The 10,009-nt window shown below is 73.1% G+C and carries 9 protein-coding genes and 2 pseudogenes; 4 read left to right on the forward strand and 7 right to left on the reverse strand.

Annotated elements, in window-relative coordinates; all coding sequences use genetic code 11:
- Positions 1–35: 35 nt before the first annotated feature.
- The 3 genes and pseudogenes from BM536_RS42455 to BM536_RS42465 all read right to left on the reverse strand — a co-directional run.
- Positions 36–560, reverse strand: a complete 525-nt coding sequence (locus BM536_RS42455; RefSeq protein WP_245873299.1) for a PP2C family protein-serine/threonine phosphatase — start codon at positions 558–560, stop codon at positions 36–38.
- Between the two features lie 264 nt (positions 561–824).
- A pseudogene (locus BM536_RS42460) lies at positions 825–1,025 on the reverse strand (GAF domain-containing protein); the annotation flags it as partial.
- A gap of 365 nt (positions 1,026–1,390) precedes the next feature.
- Positions 1,391–2,206, reverse strand: a pseudogene (locus tag BM536_RS42465) (PAS domain-containing protein); the annotation flags it as partial.
- A gap of 131 nt (positions 2,207–2,337) precedes the next feature.
- Here BM536_RS42465 and BM536_RS06915 point away from each other — a divergent pair.
- The 4 genes from BM536_RS06915 (at position 2,338) to BM536_RS06930 (ending at position 6,435) form a co-directional block, all read left to right on the forward strand.
- Positions 2,338–3,219, forward strand: a complete 882-nt coding sequence (locus BM536_RS06915) for a hypothetical protein (protein ID WP_094102677.1) — start codon at positions 2,338–2,340, stop codon at positions 3,217–3,219.
- A 124-nt stretch (positions 3,220–3,343) separates the two neighbouring features.
- Entirely contained in the window at positions 3,344–3,709 is a 366-nt protein-coding gene (locus BM536_RS06920) for a hypothetical protein (protein ID WP_073494286.1), read from the forward strand.
- Between the two features lie 130 nt (positions 3,710–3,839).
- Positions 3,840–5,855 carry an NADPH-dependent 2,4-dienoyl-CoA reductase gene (locus BM536_RS06925; protein WP_094102678.1) on the forward strand — a complete coding sequence of 672 codons (2,016 nt, stop codon included), beginning with the start codon at positions 3,840–3,842 and terminating at the stop codon, positions 5,853–5,855.
- Positions 5,856–5,886: 31 nt separating this feature from the next.
- Positions 5,887–6,435, forward strand: coding sequence for a PadR family transcriptional regulator (locus BM536_RS06930; RefSeq protein WP_094102679.1), 549 nt, complete (start codon positions 5,887–5,889; stop codon positions 6,433–6,435).
- 36 nt (positions 6,436–6,471) lie between these two features.
- Here BM536_RS06930 and BM536_RS06935 read toward each other — a convergent pair whose 3' ends face one another.
- The 4 genes from BM536_RS06935 to BM536_RS06950 form a co-directional block, all read right to left on the reverse strand.
- Entirely contained in the window at positions 6,472–6,948 is a 477-nt protein-coding gene (locus BM536_RS06935; RefSeq protein WP_073494281.1) for a DinB family protein, read from the reverse strand.
- Between the two features lie 66 nt (positions 6,949–7,014).
- The gene (locus BM536_RS06940; RefSeq protein WP_425444609.1) at positions 7,015–7,548 is read right to left on the reverse strand and encodes an SRPBCC family protein; all 534 of its coding nucleotides are present in this window, start codon (positions 7,546–7,548) and stop codon (positions 7,015–7,017) included.
- Entirely contained in the window at positions 7,545–8,147 is a 603-nt protein-coding gene (locus BM536_RS06945; RefSeq protein WP_245873295.1) for a hypothetical protein, read from the reverse strand. The genes BM536_RS06940 and BM536_RS06945 overlap by 4 nt, the downstream gene beginning before the upstream one ends.
- Before the next feature lie 402 nt (positions 8,148–8,549).
- A complete protein-coding gene (locus BM536_RS06950; protein ID WP_094102680.1) occupies positions 8,550–9,497 on the reverse strand; it encodes a fibronectin type III domain-containing protein in 948 nt (315 codons plus the stop codon).
- Positions 9,498–10,009: the final 512 nt, after the last annotated feature.

The raw sequence follows: 10,009 nt of genomic DNA on the forward strand, positions 1-10,009 counted from the left end.
GTCCGGGGGGGAGCGGCGCCGCCGTCCCCCGGGCGTCACAGGATCCGGCCGCGCGCCACGAGCAGGGCCACGTCGTCGTGGTTGTCCGGGTGGTGCAGCGCCCGCAGCAGCACGTCGCACAGCTCCTCCAGCGGGCGCGCCGGGTCGTCGAGGAGCGCGAGCAGGGCGTCCAGGCGCTCGTCGAGGGAGTGCTTGCGGGTCTCCACCAGCCCGTCGGTGTACAGCACGAGCTGGTCGCCGGGGGCGAAGTCGACGTCGGTCGAGGAGAAGGCCACCCCGCCCACCCCGAGCGGCGCCCCGGTGGGCAGGTCGAGCAGCTCCGGCGGGTGTCCGGGCCGTACGCGCGCGGGCGGCAGGTGCCCGGCGTTGGCGATCCGGAACCGCCCGAGGCGCGGGTCGTGGACGGCGTACACGCAGGTCGCGATGGAGTGGTCCAGGCCCGAGGTGATCTTGTCGAGGTGCTCGAGGAGCACCGCAGGATCGAGGTCGAGGGAGGCCAGCGTGGTCGTCGCGGTGCGCAGCCGGCCCATCGTGGCGGCGGCGTCGATGCCGCTGCCCATGACGTCGCCGACCACGAGGGCGGTCTTGCCGTCCTCCAGCGGGATGACGTCGAACCAGTCGCCCCCCACCTCCGTGGTCGCCCCCGCGGGCTGGTAGCGCGAGGCCACCTCCAGGCCGCCGGTCACCGCCGGGTGACTCGGCAGCAGGCTGCGCTGGAGGGTGAGCGCGGTGCTGCGGGCGTTCTGGTACCAGCGGGCGTTGTCGATCTGCACGGCCGCGCGGGCCGCCAGTTCCCGGGCGAGCAGCAGATCGTCGCGGCCGAACGGCAGCGGGTTGCGGGTGCGCTTCAGGTCGAGGGCGCCCAGCACCTCGCCGCGCGCGATGAGCGGCACCGCCAGATAGGAGTGCACACCCGCCCGCGCCAGCAGTGCGGCGGCCTCCGGGGAGCGGGCGATCCGCGCCAGGTCCTCGTCGTCGACCTGCGCCACCATGACCGGCCGGCCGTGCGTACGCACTCGGTGACCAGCCGGTCGGGCGCGTAGCGGGCGATGCCGCCGGGCGGGTCGGCCGCGCTGAGGGCGTCCGGCGCGTCGGCGGCGCGAACGGCGAGGGCGCGGATCACGGCGTGCTCCGAGGGCCCGAGGCTGGTGCGCCGGCCCGACACCACCGCGTCGAGCAGGTCCACGGCGGCGATGTCGGCCAGCTCCGGCACGGCCACGTCGGCCAGTTCGCCGGCGGTGCGTTCCAGGTCGAGGCTCGTGCCGATGCGGGCGGAGGCGTCGGCGATCAGGGCGAGGCGGCGGCGCGCGGCCTCGGCCTCGACGCCCGCCCGGTACTGGTCGGTGACGTCCACGACGGACAGCGCGACGCCCAGCACGGTGTCACGGGTGTCCTCCAGCCGGTACAGCGAGATGGACCAGGCATGGTCCTGGTCCGGGTCCGCGGGCGTACGCCCCATCGCGAACCTGTCGACGAGCGGCACCCCGGTCCGCAGCACCTCGAGGACCGCCGACTCCAGGGAGTCGACGTCGAGCATCGGGAGCACCTCGCGGACCGTGCGGCCCAGGTGCTCCGCGGCGGGGACGCCGTCGATCCGCTCCAACGCCGGGTTGACCGACAGGTACCGCAGCCGGGTGTCGAGCACGGCGAGGCCGATGGGGGACTGGGTGACCATGCGCGTCGACAGGGCCAGGTCCCGTTCCAGCAGGCGCACCGTGGACCGGTCGGCGGCGAGACCGAGCGCGTACACGTCGCCCCGGTCGTCGACGAGCCGCATGTTGCGGAACTCCACCAGTCGGGTGCTGCCGTCCTTGCGCCGGATGGGGAAGGCGCCCTCCCAGCTGCGACCGGTCGCCATGACGTCGGAGAACAGCTTCACGACCAGCTCGACATGCCGTTCGTGGACCATCACATGGGCCGCGTACCGTCCCAGCGCCTCCCCGGCCGGGTAACCGAACAGCTCCTCGGCCTGCGGACTCCACAGCACGATGCGGCCCGTGGGGTCGAGCACCACCGAGGCCACGTTGAGCACGTCGAGCAGGCCGCTGGGCCCTGTCGGCCCGAAGGCCTCGGCCGAGGTCGATCCGGCTGCACTCATGCCACGCACCGCCTCCGCATGTCGACGCGGCACGCCGTCCCCCGTGCCGACTCCCCCAGTTCTACCGCGCTCCATCGATTTGTCCCACGCCTGGGGCACCGTTCCCATGCTCCTCCAGTACGGCGGCGCGCGCCGTTCTCCTCATGGTCCACACCAGTCCATTCTATTGGTCTGTACATGACCATCGAAGTTGGCCACACTGTCCGCCGAGCGCACCCACCCCCCGTCAGAGGAGACCCATGCCGCTGCGCCCTGCCCGCCGACGCCGTCACACCCTGCGCACCGCCCTGATCGCCCTGGCCACGGCCACCGCCGCGGCCCTCTGCGCCGCCCCGCCGGCGGTGGCCGCCGACACCTGGACCGAGGTCGGCTCCGACCGCGCCGACCCGCTGACCGAGAGCCAGGGCCTGGCCTCGATCGAGGTCCCGGCCAACAGCGCCAACCGCTACACCGGCATCGGGACGATCCCCTTCGGGGTGAGCATCCGCGGCTGGAACCACGTGGGCGACCCCGACGCCTCCTACGACGGCTACTACGTCGAGCCCTACCAGCGGGACTCGGGCACCTCGAAGATGTACCGCGTCCAGGCGCCGGGCGGCGCCTGGTCCGAGTACGTCCACGCGCTCGGCCCCGGCGAGGCCCTGAACAACTCCTGGGTGGCCATCGCGCCGGGCGGGCAGTGGATGCTCACCGGCGAGTGGGGCACCATGACCCGGCTGATCGTCCTGCCGACCCCCGGCGTCAACCCGGGCACCTCGCCCTCGGCCAACCTGCCGCAGGCCTCCACCGTCCGCCTCGACCGCCCGGTGCGCGACGTCCAGGGCTGCGACTTCACCGGCCCGACCACCCTGCTGTGCTCCTCCGACGACCCGGCGGGCACCCTCTTCGGCATGACCAAGCCGCTGCTCCGGATCGACCTGTCGGCCGAGCCGGGCGGCTCCGGTGACGTGGACGGCCGGGTCACCGCCCTGCGCCAGCTGCCCCTGCGCAGCTCGTGCTCGGGCTCCTTCGAGACGGAGGGCATCGACTACGACCGCCGCACCGGCACCCTGCGGGTGATCGTCGTCTCTCCGGGCTTCTGCGTGCTGACGGACAGCAAGACGTACCGCTTCACGCGCTGACGTGCGCCCCCGGGCGGGACGGCCAGGTGGTGCCCGCCAGCGGAAGTGGTGCTTTTCTTGGGATGTGGCGCGGTTCCCGGGGAACCCGGGACATCGCGCCACCGCCTAGAGAGGAGCGATCACGATGGACCGCGAGCGACCTCCGGAGTCCGTCACCCTCGAGATCAGCGATTGCAGCAAGGAGGACGCCCGGATCGTGTTCGACACGCTGTGCGCCTGCTTCGAGTCCGATCGCTGTGCCGACGACGTACCCGAACAGCATGACGAGAGCCGCCCGATGGTGTGGCTCGGCACCTTCGAGGTCGGCGACGTGCACGACTGCGCCCGCCCCGCCCGGCTGTCGTCGTCCGTCACGGCCGACGTCCAGGGCGGCTACTGGGCGATCGAGCGGTTCCGTACGACGCTGGACACGATGTTCCGGGTGAAGGACCTGTCCTCGGCCTCCGGCGACCAGGAGACGGAGCTGCACCTGCTGCTCGAAAGCCGGTGACGGGCCGATGCCTCGTGCAGGGGGTGATGACGTGACGAAGACGACGTGGAGCCGATTGTGCAACTAGTTGCATAACCCGTGCGCGGTCCTCTACAACTACAGGGGCACGACACCGCGCACGGAGGGCCCCATGAGCCGATACCCGCACCTGCTGAGCCCGCTCGACCTGGGCTTCACCACCCTGCCCAACCGCGTCCTGATGGGCTCGATGCACGTGGGCCTGGAAGAGGCCGAGGACGGCTTCGCGCGTATGGCGGAGTTCTACGCCGCCCGTGCGCGCGGGGGAGTGGGCCTGATCGTCACCGGCGGCATCGCCCCCAACGACGAGGGGCGACCGGGCGTGGGCGGCGCGAAGCTCACCACGGACGCCGAGGCCGAGGAGCACCGGACGATCACGAGGGCCGTGCACCGCGAGGGCGGCCGGATCGCGATGCAGATCCTGCACTTCGGCCGCTACGCCTACCACGAGGACCTCGTCGCGCCGAGCGCGGTACAGGCGCCGATCAGCCCGCACGTGCCCCGCGAACTGACCGACGCCGAGGTCGAGCGGACCATCGACGACTACGCCCGCGCCGCCCGCCTCGCCCGGCAGGCCGGCTACGACGGCGTCGAGATCATGGGCTCCGAGGGCTACCTCGTCAACGAGTTCATCGCCCTCCAGACCAACCACCGCACCGACCGCTGGGGCGGCTCCTACGAGAACCGGATGCGCTTCCCCGTCGAGATCGTGCGGCGGGTGCGCGAGGCGGTCGGCGAGGACTTCATCGTCATCTACCGGCTGTCGATGCTCGACCTCGTCCCCGGCGGCTCCACGCTGGACGAGGTCGTCACCCTCGCCAAGGCCGTGGAGGCGGCCGGCGCCACCCTCATCAACACCGGCATCGGCTGGCACGAGGCCCGCATCCCCACCATCGCCACCTCCGTGCCCCGCGGCGCCTATACCTGGGTGACCAGGAAGCTGATGGGCGAGGTCACGGTCCCGCTCATCACCACCAACCGCATCAACACCCCCGAACTCGCCGAGCGGTTGCTCGCCGACGGCTGCGCGGACATGGTGTCGGTGGCCCGCCCGATGCTCGCCGACCCCGACTTCGTCGGCAAGGCCGCGGCGGGCACACCGGAGGCCATCAACACCTGCATCGGCTGCAACCAGGCCTGCCTCGACCACACCTTCAGCGGCAGGATCACCTCCTGCCTGGTCAACCCGCGCGCCTGCCACGAGACCGAGCTGGTGCTCACCCCGACCCGCCGCCGCAAGCGCGTCGCGGTCGTCGGCGCCGGACCCGCAGGGCTCGCCTGCGCGGTCTCGGCGGCCGAACGCGGCCACTCCGTCACCCTGTTCGACGCCGCGGCGGAGATCGGCGGCCAGCTCAACGTGGCCCGCAAGGTCCCCGGCAAGCAGGAGTTCGACGAGACGCTGCGCTACTTCCGCCACCAGCTCGACGCCCACGAGGTGGACGTACGCCTCAACACCAGGGCGGCGGCCGGTGACCTGACGGACTACGACGAGGTCGTCGTCGCCACCGGCGTCAGCCCGCGCACCCCCGACATCCCCGGCGTCGACCACCCGAGCGTCGTCGGCTACCTCGACGTCCTGCGCGACGGCGTCCCCGTCGGCGATCGGGTCGCGATCCTCGGCGCGGGCGGCATCGGCTTCGACGTCGCCGAGTTCCTCACCGACGGCGGCGACAAGGCGAGCGAGGATCCGGCGACGTACTTCCGGCAGTGGGGCGTCGACATGGACTACCGGGCGCCCGGCGGCCTCGCCGCGCCCGAGCGGACCGCCCCGCCGCGCAGCGTCCACCTGCTCCAGCGCAAGACCGGCAAGGTCGGCGCCGGACTCGGCAAGACCACCGGCTGGATCCACCGCACCGAACTCAAGCACCGCGGCGTGCGCATGGTCCCGGGCGTGCGCTACGACCGCATCGACGACGCCGGACTGCACGTCACCGTCGGCGAGCGGAGCACGGTCCTGGAGGTCGACACCATCGTGCTGTGCACCGGCCAGGACCCGCGCCGGGACCTGTACGACGAGCTGCTCGCCGCCGGGGCGAGCGCGCACCTCATCGGCGGTGCCGACGTGGCCGCCGAACTGGACGCCAAGCGGGCCATCAAGCAGGGCACGGAGCTGGCGGCGGCCCTGTAGGGGCGCCCCGGCGCGTCCCTAGGATGAGCCCATGTCACTCCCGCACGCGATCCTCACCGCCCTCCTCGAGAAGCCGTCGTCGGGGCTGGATCTGACCCGCCGGTTCGACAAGTCGATCGGCTACTTCTGGTCGGCGACGCACCAGCAGATCTATCGCGAGCTGGGAAAGCTGGAGGCCGAGGGCTTCATCCGGGCCCAGCCCACCGAGCAGCCGGCCCGCGGGCAGCGCAAGAGCTACGAGGTCCTGCCCGCGGGCCGCGCCGAACTCCGGCGGTGGACGGCCGCGGCGCAGGACCCCAAGCCGCACCGCGACGCCCTGTTCCTGCGGCTGCGCGCCGCCGCCGTCGTCGGCACCGCGGGCCTCGAAGCCGACCTGCGCCGCCATCTCGACCTGCACCGGAGCCAGTTGGCCGAGTACGAGGAGATCGAGAAGCGGGACTTCCCGCCCGGCGACGACAGCGCGCAGGCCCGGCTCCAGCACCTGGTGCTGCGGGCGGGCATCGAGCTGGAGACCTTCTGGATCCGGTGGCTGGCCGAGGCGCTGGAGAAGCTGCCCGACCCCGCCGAGCAGGCGCCGTAATCCCTCGGCGGCCTCCCCGCCTCCCCGCCTCCTGCCTTACGGCAGCAGGGCCAGCAACTGCTTGGTGTGACCGGGCAGTTCACTCTCCGCGAGGCCCGTGACGAGATCCCTCAGCGGCACCGGCCGATCGACCTGCACCTGGCCGTGCGACAGCAGCAGGGTGGGCACGGGAGTGTCCAGTTCGGCCTCGCTCAGCGGCGCGACGAGCGCGCAGAGCGCCTCTCCGTGGAGCCGGACGCGCTCCCGGAGACCCGCCTGCCCACCGGCGAGCGCGCTCACCCTCCCGAGGGTCCAGGTGTCCTGCGCCATCCGGTTGTCGTACGTCGTGACCGCGCCGGAGGCCGCGGAGACGACGGCGGTGACCGTGACCGCGTCGACGAGGCTGACGTGCGCCAGGATCTGCCCGGCGTCCCACTCGCCGGCCGGGGGCGGGTTCCCGGCGCCGGCTCTGGCCACTGCCGCGGCGGCCTCCAGCAGTGCGCGGTGGGCGTCGCGCAGCGGGGTGGTGTCCATGGGGCTTCTTCTCTCTCCCGTGGCGCGGGATCCTCGAGGTGGCCGGGCAGGAGGAACCGCGTCGGCTCAGCTGTGCTCGCGGTTCATCTCCCAGGGCGCCTGCGGCAGGACCTCTCCTGTCTCCAGCAGCGACTTGAGGTTGGCCAGCACGGCCGGCCAGCCGTGCGAGATGCCGCCCAGCATCTCCCGGTCGGGGAGCTTCTCATGGGTCACGGTGAGACGGACGATGTCCTGGTGGGGCTCGACGAGGAAGGTGACCACCGACGGCTCCCGCGGCTGCGGCGCGTCCGGGGTGTCCTCGAAGGTGATGACCAGGCGTGTCGGCGGCTCGGCCGCCAGGACCGTGCCCACGACGTCGACGACGCCCGACCCGTCGGCGCGGCGGTGCTCCCACGCGGAGCCGGGCTCCCAGTCGGAGACGTTGGCGTGCCCCCAGTAGCGCGCTGTCAGGTCGGCATCCGTGAGGGCCTGCCAGACCTCCTTCGAGGTCGCGCGGATGTAGGTGACGTAGACGTAGTCCGGCACTGGTGCGGTGTCGGTGGGCATGGCGTACTCCTCCGTGCCGGATGTCGGTCGCGAGACCGCTTCTTCGAGGTTCACGGCTCCATTATGCAGGTAATTACCTGCATAATGTCAACGGCGGAGCCGGTGGGCCCCACATGGCGGCGCAGGAACCAGACCGTCGCGATGACGCCCGTGCCGACCAGGGCACCGCCCGCCACGAGCGTGACGGTGCCGTAGTCGCGGGTCGCGCCGCCCATGCCGCCGAGCACGCCGCGGGTCGGCGAGGCCGTCGCGGAGATCGTCGGTGTGGACGCGGGGGACACGATCACCGACTGGGTGCCGGCGGTACTGCCGCTGGAGCACATCACGACGACCGTGTGCGTGCCCGGGGAGACGTTGGACCACGCCGCGGACTGGCTGACGGTGGTGCCCGACAGGGCGGCCTGGCGGCCCTGGGCGAAGTTCGCCTGGTTGCCGGCGAGCAGTGCCGCCGTGCCCCAGCTGCCGTTGATCTGGGTGCACGCGCTGGTCACCACGGACACCGTGGAGCCGGACGTGTTGACGGAGATGCCCGAGACCCGCGCGGCGGCGGGCTCGGCGGTCAGGGCGAGGGGCAGTGCGGCGGCGGCTGCCATGGTCAGTCCGCAGCGGGCCAGCAGAGGGGAAGAGCGGGGGAGAAGCGGGGCAGTTCGCATCGGATGTCCTCCGGCTGCACGGTTGGCGACCTTGCGCCGCCGAGGGTCGGGTACGCCCGTGCTGCCTCAGGGGCAGCCAACGTCCCCTCGGTCCGGCCCGCACTCCGGCCGCCGCCGGGCAGGTGACGGATTCCTCCGGACGGCCCAGGGCGGCACCCCGCCCGCTTGCGCCCTCGCGGCCGGCCGCCTGCCGTCACCGCCCGCCCAGGCCGGAGCGGCCGGGGCCCGCAGTCAGTTCGCGGCGCTGTCGTCCCCCTCCCGCCTCTCGGCTACGCCGTGAACGCCCCCAGGTCCCGTCCGGCAGCCGTGCCCGTAGTCGCACGCGGTGTCCGCTACTGGCCTGGCGCGGCCGGCCGCCTGTCGTCACCGTGCGCCCACGCCGGTACAGCCGGATGGGCGTCGTCACCGCTCGTGCGTGTCCTCGGGGTCGTCCTCCGTCGTCACCACCCGCTCCGCGGTGAACGCCCCCCAGGTCCCGTCCGGCAGCCGTGCCCGTAGTCGCACCCGGTGTCCGGCACCGGCCTCGCGGCCCACGTAGAAGCTGTGGGTGGCCCTGTCCCGCGGCGGCGTGCCGCCCCAGACCAGTGAGGTGACCGCCTGCCCGTCGAGCTGGATCTGGTACTCCGTGACGACCCCGTCCACCCGCGGCGGCACCCAGGCCAGGTCGATGTAGTACGCCCCGTCGGCCCGGTGGGTCGTCGCCCGGAAGTCCGCCGGTGCGGTGTCCCGCCCCTCGTCGTCGCCCGGGGCGGTGCTCAGACGGACGGCCGCGCCGGCGGGCGAGAGGTTGTCGGCCGCGTCCCGCGCCCGGACGGTGAAGGAGTACCGGGTGCCCGGCCGCAGCCCCGTGACGACGGTCGCCGTCTGACCGCCGCCGACGCTGTGGATCTTCACCCCGCCCTGGAAGATGTCGTACGACACCACCTTCCGGTCGTCCGTGGCCGCCGTCCAGGACAGCTGGACGGCCCGGCTCCCGGCCGCCCGGCCCGTGGCGCGGCCCGGCGGGGTCGGGGCCGAGCGGTCGGCCGCGACCGCTGCCGGGGTCGTGGCCCGCACCTCCCGGCTGCGCGGCCCGAGCCGGCCCTCGTCGTCACGGGCCCGGACGGTGAAGACGTACGCCGTGGAGGGCGCGAGGCGGGTGACGTCGAGCATGTGCGCGGAACCGGGTACGTCGCCGACCTTCGTGGTGCCCCGATACACCTCGTAGGCACTGACCCCGGAGAGCGCGTTCCACATCACGTGCACACTGGTCGCGCTGCCCGCCTCGGCGGTGACCCCCGTCGGCGCGCCCGGCGCCCGCCCCTCGTCGCCGCCGCCCGGTCCGGCGCAGCCGCAGCACAGGGCGAGCATCCATCCGCACAGCACAACGCGTCGCACGGCTTCGCCTCCCGGCCCGGCACGGTGGCAATGGTCCGGACCAATATGACGCGCCCATGTGAGCACATCAAGAGGGCGACGGTGTGTCAGGTGGCCGACCGCTCCGCGGTGTTACGTATGCTGGGGGTTCTTCACGGCTGAACTCTCCCTGGCAGAGGGGTAGTTCACGCTAGTGGCGCGGGCCGCTGTCGTCGCTGATCCCGCGTCGGCGGGGCGGCCGGGCGGCCGGTGCCGGAAGGCACCTGCCCCCGTCCCCCGTCGGATCGTCGAAGACAGCCGCGCCGCGCGCATATCGTCGTAACCACTGCTCCGTACGGCCCTCTCGGGCTGGACCCCGGCCGCGACCCGGCCTCAGATTGGCCGGGTGTCCGTCCCTGTCCCCGACGAGAGGGCTCTCCACGTGCGTGTCCGGTTGCTGACGCTGGCCGTGGCCGGCCTCGCCCTGCTGGCCCCCGCCCCCCCCGCCCGTCGCCGCGTCCCGGGCC

The sequence above is a fragment of the Streptomyces phaeoluteigriseus genome (genome assembly GCF_001896135.2).
In the GTDB taxonomy this organism is placed as follows: Bacteria; Actinomycetota; Actinomycetes; order Streptomycetales; family Streptomycetaceae; genus Streptomyces; species Streptomyces phaeoluteigriseus.